A 12,664-nucleotide genomic window follows, 5' to 3' on the forward strand; every position below is an offset into this window, starting at 1 on the left:
TGGGTTCCGTAGCGTTGATACCCCTGCGATCACCCCAGGAGGCGCGGCGGCCCACGGCCATTGCCCTCGGCAGCTTCGACGGCCTGCATCAGGGACACCGCCGCGTGATCGCGGCCGTCACCGGAGCTGCGGGCGGGGCGACGCCGACGGTGGTCAGCTTCTGGCCCCATCCGCGCGAGGTGCTGTACGGCGAGCCGCGACTGCGGCTGGATCTGCCCGCCGAGAAGCTGCATCTGCTCGAACCCCTCGGCATTGAGCAGCTGGTGCTGGTGCCTTTCACCCGCGAGCTGGCGGCCCTCAGCCCCGAGGCGTTCGTGGAGCAGGTGCTGGTGGGCCAGCTGGGGGCCCAGCGCGTTGCCGTGGGTGACAACTTCCGCTTCGGGGCCGGCCGCAGTGGCGACAGCCACACGCTGGCAGCGATCGGCCAGCGCCACGGCATCGACGTGCAGGTGCTGCCGATGCTCTGGGACGGCCAGGAGCGGGTGAGCAGCAGCCGCATCCGCCGGGCCCTGGCGGCGGGGGATGTGGCCGAGGCCCGGCGGCTGCTGGAGCGGCCCTATCGCTTCAGCGGCCGGGTGGTGCGGGGCCGGGGGTTGGGTCGGGAGCTCGGCTGGCCCACCGCCAACCTGCAGGTGGACGGGCGCAAGTTTCTCCCCCTCGAGGGGGTGTATGCCGCTGCGGCAACGGTGGCCGGTGGGCCGCTGCTGCCGGCCGTGATGAACCTCGGCCCCCAGCCCACCGTCGATCCGATGGCGCCCTCGGCGGTGGAGGTGCACCTGCTGGATCGCCGCCTGGAGCTCGACGGCCTGGAGCTGGTGGTGGAGCCGCTCCAGCTGCTGCGCCGCCAGCAGACCTTCGCCAGCTTCGAGGCGTTGAGTGCCCAGATCGCCCGCGATGCCGACGAGGCCCGGGCCCTAACCGCCGGGATAGGCGTGGGTCAGGCCCCAGCCGATGAAGGTGGCGATCCCGCCGAGCAGCAGAATCCCTGAAATCAGCACCAGCATCGGGCTGTCGGAGTTGCCTTTGTCCACTCCGCCCGGCTCGCCTGCCATTGGCCCCTGCGTGATGGACCCCACCCTAAACAGCATGGCCAGCGAGGGTCTGGATGACCCAGCTCGCGATCGCTTGATCGACGCCAACCTCGATCGAGCCCGAGAGGGGTTGCGGGTGCTGGAGGACTGGGCCCGTTTCGGCCTGGATCGACGCGACCTGGTGGTGCGCACCAAGGACATGCGCCAGCGGCTGGGCCGGTTGCACCGGGATGCCTACAAATTTGCGCGCCACACAGCCACCGACCCGGCCGCGGGGCTCGGCCATCCGGCCCAGGCGGAGCGCCGCAGCCCCAGCGCCGTGGTTGGTGCCAACGCCGGTCGGGTGCAGGAGGCGCTGCGGGTGCTGGAGGAGTTTGGCCGCAGCAGCGATCCGGAGCTGGCGGAGGAGGCCTCCACCCTGCGCTACCTGCTCTACGACCTGGAAGTGGATCTGCTGCAGGCCTGTCGTCTGGCGGCCACGGGCGGGGAGGGGCGCCGCGAGGCCCTGGCCCACTGCCGCTTGTATCTGGTTACCTCGCCGGTGGCCGATCTGGAGGGCGTGGTGGCCGCGGCCCTCGGGGCCGGGGTGCGCCTGGTGCAATACCGCGCCAAGGAGGCTGCTGGTCTCGACGACCTGCAGAAGCTTGGCCAGGCCCGCGCCCTGCGCCAGCTGTGCGCGGCCCACGGCGCCCTGTTTCTGGTCAACGACCGGATCGACATCGCTCTGGCGGTGGAAGCCGATGGGGTGCATCTGGGCCAGGGGGATCTGCCGCCGGCGGTGGCGCGCCAGCTGCTGGGGCCCGATCGCCTGATCGGCCGCAGCACCCATGCCCTCGCGCAGCTGCAGCAGGCGGTGACCGATGGCTGCGACTACGTGGGCGTCGGGCCGGTGCACGCCACGCCCACCAAGCCGGGCCGGGAGCCGGTGGGCCTTGACTACGTGCGCCAGGCCGCGGCGGCCAGCCCGATCCCCTTCTTCGCCATCGGCGGGGTGGAGGCCAGCAACCTGGCGGCGGTGCGGGCGGCCGGTGCCGATCGGGTGGCGGTGGTGCGGGCCATCACCGAAGCCGTTGATCCGGCTGCCGCCACGGCCGCGCTGCTGCAGGCCCTGGAGGGTTGCCCATGATCACCTTGCAGGTGAATGGCGAACTGCGCCAGTGCTCAGCAGGCCTGAGCCTGGAGCAGGTGCTCGCCGAACTGGGCTACCAGCCCCGGCTGGTGGTGGTGGAGTTCAACGGCGCGATCCTGCTCCGGCAGGCCTGGCCCTCCCAGCCGGTGGTGGAATCCGATGTGCTGGAGGTGGTCACCATCGTGGGTGGCGGTTCCTAGATTTCAACCACTTGCTTGCGGAGCCTTGGCGCTTCCGACCCGTCCGACCTTCGGACCCAGCCTGAGCCTGCGGCGCTGTGTCAGTTGGCTGGCCGTGCCGGTGCTGGCGCTCACCCTGCTGCTTGCCCATCCAAGCCCCAGCTGGGCGGCCAGCGGCGGCCGGATTGGTGGCGGCAGCTTCCGTTCGGCCCCCTCGATGCCCCGCAGCTACGGCGGCGGTGGCTATGGCGGGGGATATCGAGGTGGCTACAGCGGCGGCTATCGCGGTGGTTATGGCGGCGGTGGAATTGGCTTTCCCTTCCTGATCCCGATCTTTGGCTTCGGCGGCGGTGGGCTGTTCGGCTTCCTGGTGCTGATGGGCGTGGTGGGTCTGCTGCTCAATGCCGTGCGAGGTGGTGGTGGTGGTCAGGGCCCCGCCCTTGGCAGCGGCCGCGGCGGCGATCTGATTGGCGCGGGACGCCCCGATGGACCGGTCACGATCAGCCAGCTGCAGGTGGGGCTGCTCGCTTCGGCGCGCCAGCTGCAAACCGACCTGCGTCGGTTGGCCGGCAGCGCCGACACCAGCCATGCGGCCGGGCTCCAGGCACTGCTCCAGGAGAGCACCCTGGCCCTGCTGCGCCACCCCGACCTCTGGATGTACGCCAACGGTGAAGTGGGCCAGGTGCCCTTCGTCAGTGCGGAAGCCACCTTTAACCGTCTGTCGATGGCCGAACGCAGCAAGTTGCAGCGTGAGGTGACCAGCAATGTCGGCGGTCAGCGCTACAGCGATGCCGCCGTCGCGGCGGGCGACAGCGATGCCAGCAGTGATTTCATCGCCGTGACCCTGCTGGTGGCCACCCGCAACCGGATCAACCTCAAGGGTGCGGGCAGCGCCGACCAGCTGCGTGAATCGCTGGAGCAGCTCGGGGCGGTGGGCTCTGCGGACCTGCTTGCGATCGAGGTGATCTGGCAGCCGGAAGGGGCCGGCGAAGTGCTCAGCACCGAAGAGCTGCTCACCGCCTACCCCCAGCTGCAGCACCTCTAGCCCTGGGGGAGCAGCAGTCCTGGGGCGAGTCGCAAACGGCCCGAGGAGATTGGTCCCCAGGCCCTTGCGGTCACCTCGTGGGCTTTCCACACTGCGCTTCACTGCCGGTTGCACCGATGGGTCGTCGCGCGCTGTCCTGGGCGAACACTCCCGTGCTGCTGCAGGCGATTGAACGCTACGAGCAGGGACGGCTGCCCCGATCGATGCAGCTTTGGCTGCAGACCCTGCTGGAAATCGAGGAGTCCGCCGCTACCCCCTTGCGCCCCGGCTGCTGAGGATGCGCACAGCGGCCATGGCGGCCCCGTAGCCGTTGTCGATGTTGACCACCGAGAGCCCTGGGGCGCAGCTGGCCAGCATGCCGTGCAGGGCAGCCACCCCACCGGCGCTCACCCCGTAGCCCACCGCCACCGGCACGCCGATCACCGGCTGGGGCAGCAGCCCGGCCAGCACCGTGGGCAGCGCTCCTTCCATGCCAGCGCAGGCGATCAGCACATCCGCGCCGCGCAGCTCCTCGAGCCGACCCAGCAGGCGATGCAGCCCGGCCACGCCCACGTCGAGCACCAGCTCGGCGGCGATCCCATGGCAGTGCAGGGCCAGCTGGGCCTCGGCCGCCACCGGCAGGTCGCTGGTGCCGCCGCTCAGCACCACCACCCGGCCGCGGCGGGGATCCGGATCCGGCAGGGGGCCGGCCGTGAGGCAGCGGGCCTGGCCGTGGTGCTGGAGTGCCAGCTGCGGCAGCAGCGCCTGCGGCAGCTGGGTGGCCACGGCTTCCGCTTTCTCCGGGGAGATGCGGGTGGCCAGGGCCAGCTCCCCGGCGTCGTGCAGGGCCTCAAGGATCCGCGCGATCTGCTCAGCGCTCTTGTGTTCCCCCCAGATCGCCTCCACCATGCCCAGCCGCTGGCGGCGGCCGAGATCCAGCCGGTGCTCGGCGCTCATGGCCGCTCCCACACCATCTCCACCAGCGCTGGCGTCACCCAAAGGCTGGCGTGGCGCTGCCCCCAGGCCAGTTCGGCTTCCAGGCCGGCCTGCTCGGCGGCGCTCCAGCGGCCGGCGGCGATCAGCTGGGCGGGATAGCTGCTGAGGAAATCAAGCAGCCACTGGGTTTTGGGGTGGTCGCTGGGGGAGCAGGCCATCAGGCTGGAGCTGTGCAGCAGCCGGAAGCCGCGGGCCTCGAGCAGGGCCGGTAGGCGCTGGGCCACGTCGGGATCGCCGCCATGGTCGCGCCAGTGTTGGATGCAGCGCTCCACAAAGCGGGCTAGGGCGCTGCCGCCCGGATGGAGCGCGAAGGTGTTCCACTGCACGTATTCGTGCAGCACCAGCCGGCCGCCGGGGCGCAACGCCTGGCTCACCAGATCCAGCAGGGGCTCAAGCCGGGGTAGAAACATCGCCACCCAGCGACACCAGGCCCCGTCCCAGCTGTCCCCCTCCAAAGCCAGGGGTGGCGACCCGTTTGAGGAGGCCAGGTCGTGTTGCAGGGTGCGCAGCTGGGGCATGGCCTTCTGCTGCAACTGCTGCTGCAGGTGCGCCAGGTAGGCCGGGGCGCTGTCGATGGCCAGCACCTGGCCGGCCGGCCCCACCCGCTCGGCCAGCTCGCAGCTGGCGAAGCCGGGGCCGCAGCCCAGATCGAGCAGCCGCTGACCCGGCCCGAAGCCAGCCCGGTCCCAGGAGCTCAGCATCGCGTCGCGCCAGATCGCATGCTGGCGCGCCAGCCGTTCCCGCTCGATGGCGTGGCTGCCGAGCACATAGGAGGCTCCCCTGGTGGCGGCGCTCATGGCGGCAGCAGTTCCCCTTCAAACACCAGCGGGAAGGGATTGCCCTGCTGCGCACCGGTGGCCTGGCGGGCCAGCTGCTCGAAGCGTTCCTGCACCGCCTCCAGGTCCTGCTCGGGGATCGCTTTCCACTGGTCGCGGCTGGCCCAGCGGATCAACAGGGTGCCCTCCTCGGTGGCGGGGTCCCAAAGCAGCTGGCGATCAAGGAATCCATCCTGCTGGGCCAACCAAGGCTCCCAGCTGCCCTTTTCAGCGTCGATCCAGGCCTGGCGGGCTTCGGCCGGCACCTTCAGCCGCAGGTGCTCCACCACGGCCACCTCAAAACCGCCATCGGGCCGATCCAGCTCGGCGATCGCCACATCGGCATGACCGGCAAGCAGCATCGCCAGGCACAGGGCAACGGCCAGCAACCTAGCTAGGACGGTCATGGCTGCTGCAACAGGGCCACGGCATGGCAGGAGATCCCCTCTTCACGGCCTTCCGCCCCGAGCCGCTCATTGGTGGTGGCTTTCACCCCCACCTGCTCGGGCTCCAGGCCCATCCGGCTGGCAATGGCGCTGCGCATGGCCTCGATGTGGGGTTTGAGTTTGGGCCGCTCGGCCACGACCACGCTGTCGATGTTCACCACGCTCCAGCCCCGTTCCATCACCAGGGCCACCACTTGTTCCAGCAGCTCCAGGCTGTCGGCCCCTTTCCACTGGGGATCGTCGGGCGGGAAGTATTTGCCGATGTCGCCCAGCGACAGGGCCCCCAGCAGGGCGTCCATGATCGCGTGCACCAGCACGTCGGCATCGCTGTGGCCATCGAGGCCCAGGCCATCCGGGTGCTCCAGCGGTTGCCCCCCCAGGATCAGCGCCCGACCCGGCACCAGGCGATGGATGTCGTAGCCGTTGCCGATGCGGAATTGCATCTGCCCCTGATGTCTGCTCTCAGTCTCCCCCAGGCCCCATCACCTGCAGCTGGTTGCCGTCACGGCCCATCACGGTGACGTAGCTGCCCGGTGGCAGGGGGTGGGAGTCCTTGAGGTTGACGGCGCTCCAGCTCTGGCCTTGCCAGCGCACCCGACCCGTATCGCTCTCGGCAAAGCCGCTGATCACCTCGGCCGTCTCTGCAAGCGGCAGGCTGCGGTGGCGTTGCCGCCGCGACCAGCGCCGCAGGCCCAGCACTCCCAGGCCCGTGAGCCCCAGCAGCAGTCCCAGCTGCAGCCCTGGTGGCAGGGGCCACCAGGCCGTGGCCACCGACAGCCCCAGGGCTGCCACCGCGGCGGGCAGCAGCCCCTCGACATCCGCGCCCGCCAGGCCCAGCACCAGCAGACCGGCGGCCAGCAGCAGCCAGAGGAGGGGCATGGGGGCCATGGGGTGAGGGCGCGGGCGGTTCGTTGTGCCCATGCTGACTAGCGTTGGGATTCCTAGCTCGGAGCCCGGCCGTGGAAGCGCTGTTGTCTTTGCCCGCCCTGGCCTTGATGGCCCTGCTGGGGGTGAGCAGCGTCAAGGTCACCAGCGGCGGCCAGTCGCGGTTGGTGGAGCGGCTTGGCAAGTACGACCGCCAGCTGCAGCCGGGGCTCTCCTTCGTGTTGCCGGGGGTGGAGAAGGTGGTGAGCCACGAATCCCTGAAGGAGCGGGTGCTCGACATCCCGCCCCAGCAGTGCATCACCCGCGACAACGTCGGCATCGAGGTGGATGCGGTGGTGTATTGGCAGCTGCTCGAGCACGCCCGCGCCTACTACGGCGTCGACAACCTCCAGGCGGCGATGGTGAACCTGGTGCTCACCCAGATCCGCGCCGAGATGGGCAAGCTCGACCTGGATCAAACCTTCACCACCCGCCAAGAGGTGAACGAGGCGCTGCTGCGGGAGCTGGATCAGGCCACCGATCCCTGGGGGGTGAAGGTGACCCGCGTTGAGCTGCGCGACATCCAGCCGTCGCGCGGCGTGCAGCAGGCGATGGAGCAGCAGATGACCGCCGAGCGGGAGAAGCGGGCGGCAATTTTGCGCTCCGAAGGCGAGCGCGACTCCCAGGTGAATGCGGCCCGGGGCCGGGCCGAAGCCCTGGTGCTGGACGCCGAAGCCCAGGCCAAGCAGCAGGCCCTGCTGGCCCAGGCCCGGGCCGATGCGGCCACCCGCTTGGCGGAAGCAATCGGTGGCAACCCCGCGGCGGCTGAGGCCCTGCGGCTGCTGCTGGCCAGCGACTGGATGGCGATGGGCCAGCAGATGGCCCAATCCCCAGGCGGCAGCGTGTTGATGGTGGACCCCCAGAGCCCTGCCGCCCTGCTCACCGCCTTGCGGAATCTCCAGCAGGGTCAGGGCTGAGGCCTATTGCTGCTGTTGTTGCTCCTGCCAGCGGGCATACAGATCGGGCCGGCGCTCTCGGGTGCGCTGTTGCTGCTGCTCAGCACGCCAGCGGGCGATGGCGCCATGGTCGCCGCTGCGCAGCACCGCCGGCACCTCCATGCCCCTGAACTCGGCAGGCCTGGTGTAGTGAGGGTGCTCCAGCAGCAGGGCGCTGTGGCTCTCCTCCTCCAGGCAAGCCTCGCTGCCTACGGTGCCGGGCAGCAGCCGCACCACGCCGTTGATGATCACCGCCGCCGGTAGCTCGCCGCCGGTGAGCACGAAATCGCCGATCGACACCTCCTCGTCGGCCAAGCTGCGGATGCGCTCGTCGAAGCCCTCGTAGTGGCCGCAGATCAGCACCAGCTGGTCGAAGCTTGTGGCCCAGCGGCGCAGATCGGCCTGCTCCAGCGGCTTGCCCTGGGGGCTCATCAGCAGAAGCCGGCGCCGCGGCAGCACGGGGATCGCTTCCACCGCCGCATACACCGGCTCAGGCTTGAGCACCATGCCGGCGCCGCCGCCATAGGGGTCGTCGTCAACTTTTTTGTACTTGTCGGTGGCGAAGTCGCGCGGGTTGTGGGTGTGCAGCGCGGCGATGCCCGCAGCAAAGGCCCGGCCGATCACGCCGAGCGTGAGCAGGGGCGCGAAGGCCTCCGGGGCCAGGCTCACTACATCGAGTCTCATCACAGATCGAGACGCATCAGTTCAGCTCGAGGGCTCGGCGGGCCGGCTCACCCGCCGGATCTCGGAGCTGAAGCAGGCGCGGCCTGGGCTGCCATCGGCGCGGCTCTCCACGGTGGAGCGCAGGCGCAGGTTGGGCTTGGTAAACCAGATGCGCTCGCGCACCTCCGCGTCGCCGCTGCTGAGGCTGAGCTCCAGGCTGCCGTCGGGCCAGAGCTGCCAGCGGCCCTGTTGGTCGCCGTTGCGGAAACTGCCATCGGCACTGAACTGCAGCTCTTGGGCGGTGCCGTCCTTCGGCCCCACCTGCAGGCCGCCGGGAGCGTCTGCGGTTTCGGGCTCCAGATAGGCAACCAGCAGCTCGCCGCGTTCGCTGCTGTGCCACTCGTCGCCGTTCTCCCCCTCCAGGCCGGCATCGAGGGCAAAGCGGCTGCGCAGCCCCATCCACTCGCCGGCGCAGAAGCGCAGGAAGGCGCCGATCTCCTGGGGGGGAAAGGGGGCAGCGTTGGTGCGTGACTCGGTGCTGGGCTCGCTCATGGCCTCGATTCTCTCAGCCGCCTGATCTACGCGTCGCCAATCCAGATCACCTGCTGGCCGTAGCCGCGGAGGATTCGATCAGCCGTTAGCAGGGTGAGGCCGTGATGGATGGCCTGGGCCACCAGCAGCCGATCGAAGGGGTCGCGATGGATCAAGGGCAGATGCTGTACCGCCAGACAGTGTTCAGGCGCGATTCCCAGTTCCTGAAGACCCTGCTGCTTCAGCCCATCACGCAACTGAGTGGCGTCTACGAGGAATCCGGGTTTGCCGAGAGAGGTTTTGATCGCCACTTCCCAAAGGCTCACAACGCTGTACAGCAACGGCAAGCGGCGATCACTGAGGTTTCCACGCAACGTTGCCGGTAGGCGCTCCGGGGCGATGGCCATCCAGAGCAGAAGCTGGGTGTCGAGCAGTTGCGGGCTCAAATTCGGTTGGCTTGAGCTGGCTGTTTCCATCAGCCGAACATCGACTCGATGTCCTCCTGGAAGTCGGCTTTGAGGTCGCAGTTCAGAACAGCAGACCCCTGCAGAAAGCCGAGCTCGCGCTGGCGAGGAGTCTCATCCACCGGCACCAGACGCACCAGCGCCTTGCCGGCTCGGGCGATCACCACCTCCTCGCCATCGAGTGCCTGCTCCACATACCGGGAGAGATGGGTCTTGGCGTCGTGGAGGTTGACCTGCATCAACTCAGCTTAGCCGGTAAAGCTGCTAAGCAGCACCGACCTAGTCCCCCCGGTAGCCCAGCTCGGCCAGGCGGGCGGCGCTGCGGCGCCAGTTGGGCACCACCTTCACAAATAGCTCCAGATACACCGGCCCGCTGAACACCTTTTCCATCTGCAGCCGCGCTCCCTGGCCGATGGTTTTGAGCATGCTCCCCCCCTTGCCGATCAGGATGCCCTTCTGGCTGGAGCGCTCCACCAGCACCGTGGCCAGCACGGCGGTGCGGGGGCCGTCGTCGACCACCCGATCAATACTCACCGCCACCGAGTGGGGCACCTCCTCGCGGGTGTGGGTCAGCACCTGCTCACGGATCAGCTCGGCCATCAGCAGCTGCTCGGGCTGGTCGCTCACCGCATCGGCCGGGTAGAGCTGGGGCCCCGGCGGCAGCTCGGCGCTCAGCGCCGTCACCAGGGCTTCGGTGCCCTCGCCGTTCAAGGCGCTCACCGGGTGCAGGGGCCAGTCGCCCACCAGGTCGCGATAGCTGGCGGCCAGCTCATCGGCCCGGGCCGGATCCACCAGGTCGGCTTTGTTGAGGGCCACATGCACTGGGGCCCGGCAGTGCTTAAGCAGCTCCACGATGAAGCCATCACCCCGGCCGGCGGGCTCGCTGCCATCCACCAGCAGCAGCACCACATCCACTTCGCCGATGGCGCCCCGGGCGCTCTGCACCAGCCGCGCCCCCAGCAGGTGGTGGGGCTTGTGGATGCCCGGGGTGTCGAGCAGCACCAGCTGGGCCGCCGGGGTGGTGAGGATCGCCCGCAACCGGTTGCGGGTGGTTTGGGCCACCGGCGAGGTGATCGCCACCTTCTGGCCCACCAACTGGTTGAGCAGGGTGGATTTGCCCACGTTGGGCCGGCCGATCAGGGCCACGAAGCCGGAGCGGTAGTCGGCATTCCGCCCTGGAGTCGATCCAGCCCCAGCGGCCCCCAGCAGCCGCGCCGACTCCTGCGGATCGGGGATCGGCAGGATCTGGCCTTCCAGAATCTCACCGTCGTTGATCGCGTCGTCGTTGGAGGGGGGCGGGGGCGTGGCTGTCATGGGTTAACAGTGGCAGCCCATCGGACCCGGGGGAGTTTCCATAGGCTCAGAGGGCAGAGCACCGCTGGCTCCATGTCTGACACACCCGACACCCTTCGCGAACCCACCTTCCAGCAGGCCATGGAGATCACGGCCCAGTGGCTGGTGCTCTGGGAAAACGGGGAGCTCAGCGACGAGGTGCTGGGCGATCGGGTGGCCGAGTTGGTGGCCAGCCGCGATGGCGCCCGGGGCTTCTTCGTGGTGAGCCTGGCCGGTGATGGCCCGCTGATGGATCGTTTGCCGGAGCCGCTGCTGCTGCAGCTGCGGCTGGCTGGCGCGGGGGTGGTGGATCTGACGGCCCGCAATCTGGCCATGAGCACGGCGATGGTGTTGCACCATCAGCGTGCTGGCGATGGGGCGCAGCAGGGGGCGTCGGAGCGGGTGCAGGCCCGCTGCACCGACTTGCTGCGCGGCCTGGAGCCCCAAGCCGTCAAGCAGCGGCTCGAAACCTTGTTGGCGGCCACCGCAGGGGAAGGGGAGGATGTCTCCTTTCTGGACCGCTGGGGCTACGACACTGACCAGAGGGCCGCCATTGCTGCGGCGATCGACGCGGTGGCTGAGGGGTAACGCAGGCCAAGATGACCCAGCCTGCACCTGCCTTGTCAATGGCGATCCGGTCCGGGGTTTTCGCTTTGGCGGCGTCGGCGTTGCTGGCGCCAACCTCCGCCCGGGCGATTGAAACCATCAAGCTGCGCTTGCCGCTGCTGGAGACCGATTTCGTGATCCGGGTTTCGGAGTTGCGCAGCCCCCAGGCCTTGATGGCAGGGGACAGCGATCTGGCCGAACTCGACCGGGCGAGTGGCGGAGCGATCGGTCAGAAGCTCAAGGCGGTGATGCAATCCAACCTGCCCCTGGAGCTTGGGGCGGTGTTGCGCAATGCCCAGGGCTCGCCGCTGCTGGAGCAGGTGCTGTTGTTGGTGGGGGCCCTGGGCGACATCGACGGCCTGCCCGAGCCGCTCCAGCCAGCCCAGTTTGAGGCGGCCATGCAGCGGGCCGCCGCCCAGGGAGGCATCAGCCTGCTCGATGTGCTGGAGCAGTTGCCGGGTGACAGCGTCACGGTGCAACTGGGGCGCCTGGGCTCCTCGGTGCAGCGATTCCGGGCCCAGCGCCGGCAGGCCGACCAGCTCGTGGCCTCCCTCCCGGCCGTGACCAGCCAGGGGCCCTGGCTAGAGGCCGGGCGGTTCTCCACCGCGCGGCGGGAGCTCACCATTGCGGTGAAGCACCGCCCGGAGCCCCTGGCTGTGGTGGTTCTGGAGTCGAGCGCATCAGTACCCGCATCCGCTCCTGCCAGCGACCGGTTGGTGGTCATCTCCCATGGCCTGTGGGACGACCCCAGCAACTTCGAGGGTTGGGCCAGCCACCTGGCCAGCCACGGCTACACGGTGGTGTTGCCCCGCCATCCCGGCAGCGACCAGAGCCAGCAGCGGGCGATGCTGGCCGGCAAGGCGCCGCCGCCGAGCCCGCTGGAGCTGGCCTTGCGGCCCAAGGATGTGTCGGCGGTGATCGATGCGGCGGCAGACGGCCGGCTTGGCTTGCGCCGGCCGGTGAACACCCAGGCGGTGCTGGTCGCCGGCCATTCCTGGGGAGCCACCACGGCGCTGCAACTGGCTGGAGCCCGCCCCACCCCCAGCCGGCTCAAGGAGCTGTGCGATGAGGTGGGACATCCCTCCCGCAATCTCAGCTGGGTGTTGCAGTGCAACTTCGTGGGATCCGCCGAGAGCGCCGCCCTGGTGGATTCCCGCGTGCTCGCCGCCGTGGCTGTGAGTCCGCCGATGCTCCTGTTGTTTGACGTCGAGTCGGTCCAGACGATGCCCGCCAAGGTGTTGGTGGTGAGCGGCAACAGCGATTGGGTGGTGCCTTCTGGCCCGGAGGCGATTGAGCCCATGGGTCGGGCCACCCGCTCAGCTGGCAGCGGCCACCGCCTGGTGTTGGCTGAACGGGCGGACCATTTCAATCTCCGCTCCCCCCAGGGCGATGGCGGTGGGGCCCTGCGTGGCTTGCTGCTGGCCTGGTTCAATGCCGCTGCCCAGGCTGGCCCGGGAGTGACTCCCCAATTGCCCGCTGGTGGTTGGGGCAGCAGCCGCCATCCGCTGCGGGATGTCACCACCACCCTGCCCCAGCTCGCCGTGCCGGCGGTCGTCCAGCCATAAAAAAGCGCCCCACTGGGGCGCTGC

The 12,664-nt window shown here is 69.4% G+C and carries 18 protein-coding genes; 8 read left to right on the top strand and 10 right to left on the bottom strand.

The genetic code is table 11. The features are described from left to right. Window positions 1-14: 14 nt before the first annotated feature. The 5 genes from CJZ78_RS07100 to CJZ78_RS14185 all read left to right on the top strand — a co-directional run bounded on the left by CJZ78_RS07100 (window position 15) and on the right by CJZ78_RS14185 (window position 3,659). Window positions 15-989 (top strand): bifunctional riboflavin kinase/FAD synthetase, encoded by a 975-nt coding sequence (locus tag CJZ78_RS07100; RefSeq protein WP_094560198.1) that lies wholly within the window; start codon window positions 15-17, stop codon window positions 987-989. A gap of 76 nt (window positions 990-1,065) precedes the next feature. Continuing rightward, complete coding sequence (locus tag CJZ78_RS07105; protein ID WP_369802031.1) at window positions 1,066-2,157, top strand: thiamine phosphate synthase; 1,092 nt, start codon at window positions 1,066-1,068, stop codon at window positions 2,155-2,157. Beyond that, on the top strand, window positions 2,154-2,360 hold the full coding sequence (gene thiS, locus CJZ78_RS07110; RefSeq protein WP_094560199.1) for a sulfur carrier protein ThiS: 207 nt from the start codon (window positions 2,154-2,156) through the stop codon (window positions 2,358-2,360). Before CJZ78_RS07105 ends, thiS begins: the two co-directional genes overlap by 4 nt. Window positions 2,361-2,385: 25 nt before the next feature. Next, window positions 2,386-3,384, top strand: coding sequence for a DUF1517 domain-containing protein (locus CJZ78_RS07115; protein WP_369802032.1), 999 nt, complete (start codon window positions 2,386-2,388; stop codon window positions 3,382-3,384). 116 nt (window positions 3,385-3,500) lie between these two features. Next, the gene (locus CJZ78_RS14185) at window positions 3,501-3,659 is read left to right on the top strand and encodes a hypothetical protein (RefSeq protein WP_094560201.1); all 159 of its coding nucleotides are present in this window, start codon (window positions 3,501-3,503) and stop codon (window positions 3,657-3,659) included. Here the strand turns inward: CJZ78_RS14185 and larB are convergent. From larB to CJZ78_RS07145, 5 genes are read right to left on the bottom strand one after another with little or no spacing between them, the layout of a single operon-like run. Next, on the bottom strand, window positions 3,634-4,320 hold the full coding sequence (gene larB / locus CJZ78_RS07125) for a nickel pincer cofactor biosynthesis protein LarB (RefSeq protein ID WP_094560248.1): 687 nt from the start codon (window positions 4,318-4,320) through the stop codon (window positions 3,634-3,636). The two genes, CJZ78_RS14185 and larB, sit on opposite strands and share 26 nt — an antisense overlap. Then, complete coding sequence (locus tag CJZ78_RS07130) at window positions 4,317-5,156, bottom strand: methyltransferase domain-containing protein (RefSeq protein WP_094560202.1); 840 nt, start codon at window positions 5,154-5,156, stop codon at window positions 4,317-4,319. Before CJZ78_RS07130 ends, larB begins: the two co-directional genes overlap by 4 nt. Continuing rightward, window positions 5,153-5,581, bottom strand: coding sequence for a TIGR03792 family protein (locus CJZ78_RS07135; RefSeq protein WP_233128560.1), 429 nt, complete (start codon window positions 5,579-5,581; stop codon window positions 5,153-5,155). The genes CJZ78_RS07130 and CJZ78_RS07135 overlap by 4 nt, the downstream gene beginning before the upstream one ends. Beyond that, on the bottom strand, window positions 5,578-6,063 hold the full coding sequence (ispF, locus tag CJZ78_RS07140; protein ID WP_094560203.1) for a 2-C-methyl-D-erythritol 2,4-cyclodiphosphate synthase: 486 nt from the start codon (window positions 6,061-6,063) through the stop codon (window positions 5,578-5,580). Before ispF ends, CJZ78_RS07135 begins: the two co-directional genes overlap by 4 nt. A 19-nt stretch (window positions 6,064-6,082) precedes the next feature. Beyond that, on the bottom strand, window positions 6,083-6,508 hold the full coding sequence (locus CJZ78_RS07145; RefSeq protein WP_094560204.1) for an NfeD family protein: 426 nt from the start codon (window positions 6,506-6,508) through the stop codon (window positions 6,083-6,085). 71 nt (window positions 6,509-6,579) lie between these two features. Between CJZ78_RS07145 and CJZ78_RS07150 the strand changes: the two genes are divergently transcribed. Beyond that, entirely contained in the window at window positions 6,580-7,461 is an 882-nt protein-coding gene (locus CJZ78_RS07150; protein WP_094560205.1) for an SPFH domain-containing protein, read from the top strand. 3 nt (window positions 7,462-7,464) lie between these two features. Here the strand turns inward: CJZ78_RS07150 and trmD are convergent, their stop codons facing one another. Genes trmD through era form a run of 5 tightly spaced genes read right to left on the bottom strand, consistent with a single transcriptional unit; the run spans window position 7,465 to window position 10,346 of the window. Further along, window positions 7,465-8,163, bottom strand: a complete 699-nt coding sequence (gene trmD, locus CJZ78_RS07155) for a tRNA (guanosine(37)-N1)-methyltransferase TrmD (RefSeq protein ID WP_094560206.1) — start codon at window positions 8,161-8,163, stop codon at window positions 7,465-7,467. A gap of 21 nt (window positions 8,164-8,184) precedes the next feature. Then, window positions 8,185-8,694 (bottom strand): phycobiliprotein lyase, encoded by a 510-nt coding sequence (locus CJZ78_RS07160; protein ID WP_094560207.1) that lies wholly within the window; start codon window positions 8,692-8,694, stop codon window positions 8,185-8,187. Window positions 8,695-8,720: 26 nt separating this feature from the next. Further along, entirely contained in the window at window positions 8,721-9,119 is a 399-nt protein-coding gene (locus CJZ78_RS07165) for a type II toxin-antitoxin system VapC family toxin (protein WP_233128561.1), read from the bottom strand. A 29-nt stretch (window positions 9,120-9,148) separates the two neighbouring features. Then, the gene (locus tag CJZ78_RS07170) at window positions 9,149-9,376 is read right to left on the bottom strand and encodes a type II toxin-antitoxin system Phd/YefM family antitoxin (protein ID WP_094560209.1); all 228 of its coding nucleotides are present in this window, start codon (window positions 9,374-9,376) and stop codon (window positions 9,149-9,151) included. A gap of 40 nt (window positions 9,377-9,416) precedes the next feature. After that, on the bottom strand, window positions 9,417-10,346 hold the full coding sequence (gene era / locus CJZ78_RS07175) for a GTPase Era (protein ID WP_369802035.1): 930 nt from the start codon (window positions 10,344-10,346) through the stop codon (window positions 9,417-9,419). 177 nt (window positions 10,347-10,523) lie between these two features. Between era and CJZ78_RS07180 the strand changes: the two genes are divergently transcribed. Then, window positions 10,524-11,057, top strand: coding sequence for a hypothetical protein (locus CJZ78_RS07180; RefSeq protein ID WP_094560211.1), 534 nt, complete (start codon window positions 10,524-10,526; stop codon window positions 11,055-11,057). Between the two features lie 38 nt (window positions 11,058-11,095). Further along, window positions 11,096-12,640: an alpha/beta fold hydrolase gene (locus CJZ78_RS07185; protein WP_158217049.1), complete on the top strand. Its 1,545-nt coding sequence runs from the start codon at window positions 11,096-11,098 to the stop codon at window positions 12,638-12,640. The last annotated feature ends 24 nt before the right edge of the window (window positions 12,641-12,664 follow it).

The sequence above is a fragment of the Synechococcus sp. 8F6 genome (assembly GCF_002252665.1).
Lineage (GTDB): Bacteria > Cyanobacteriota > Cyanobacteriia > PCC-6307 > Cyanobiaceae > Cyanobium_A.

Coding starts and splice junctions, on each gene's coding strand:
- CJZ78_RS07105 (WP_369802031.1), top strand. CDS start 1,066: ATGGACCCCACCCTAAACAGCATGGCCAGCGAGGGTCTGGATGACCCA.
- thiS (WP_094560199.1), top strand. CDS start 2,154: ATGATCACCTTGCAGGTGAATGGCGAACTGCGCCAGTGCTCAGCAGGC.
- CJZ78_RS14185 (WP_094560201.1), top strand. CDS start 3,501: ATGGGTCGTCGCGCGCTGTCCTGGGCGAACACTCCCGTGCTGCTGCAG.
- larB (WP_094560248.1), bottom strand. CDS start 4,320: ATGAGCGCCGAGCACCGGCTGGATCTCGGCCGCCGCCAGCGGCTGGGC.
- CJZ78_RS07130 (WP_094560202.1), bottom strand. CDS start 5,156: ATGAGCGCCGCCACCAGGGGAGCCTCCTATGTGCTCGGCAGCCACGCC.
- CJZ78_RS07135 (WP_233128560.1), bottom strand. CDS start 5,581: ATGACCGTCCTAGCTAGGTTGCTGGCCGTTGCCCTGTGCCTGGCGATG.
- ispF (WP_094560203.1), bottom strand. CDS start 6,063: ATGCAATTCCGCATCGGCAACGGCTACGACATCCATCGCCTGGTGCCG.
- CJZ78_RS07145 (WP_094560204.1), bottom strand. CDS start 6,508: ATGGCCCCCATGCCCCTCCTCTGGCTGCTGCTGGCCGCCGGTCTGCTG.
- trmD (WP_094560206.1), bottom strand. CDS start 8,163: ATGAGACTCGATGTAGTGAGCCTGGCCCCGGAGGCCTTCGCGCCCCTG.
- CJZ78_RS07160 (WP_094560207.1), bottom strand. CDS start 8,694: ATGAGCGAGCCCAGCACCGAGTCACGCACCAACGCTGCCCCCTTTCCC.
- CJZ78_RS07170 (WP_094560209.1), bottom strand. CDS start 9,376: ATGCAGGTCAACCTCCACGACGCCAAGACCCATCTCTCCCGGTATGTG.
- CJZ78_RS07180 (WP_094560211.1), top strand. CDS start 10,524: ATGTCTGACACACCCGACACCCTTCGCGAACCCACCTTCCAGCAGGCC.
- CJZ78_RS07185 (WP_158217049.1), top strand. CDS start 11,096: ATGGCGATCCGGTCCGGGGTTTTCGCTTTGGCGGCGTCGGCGTTGCTG.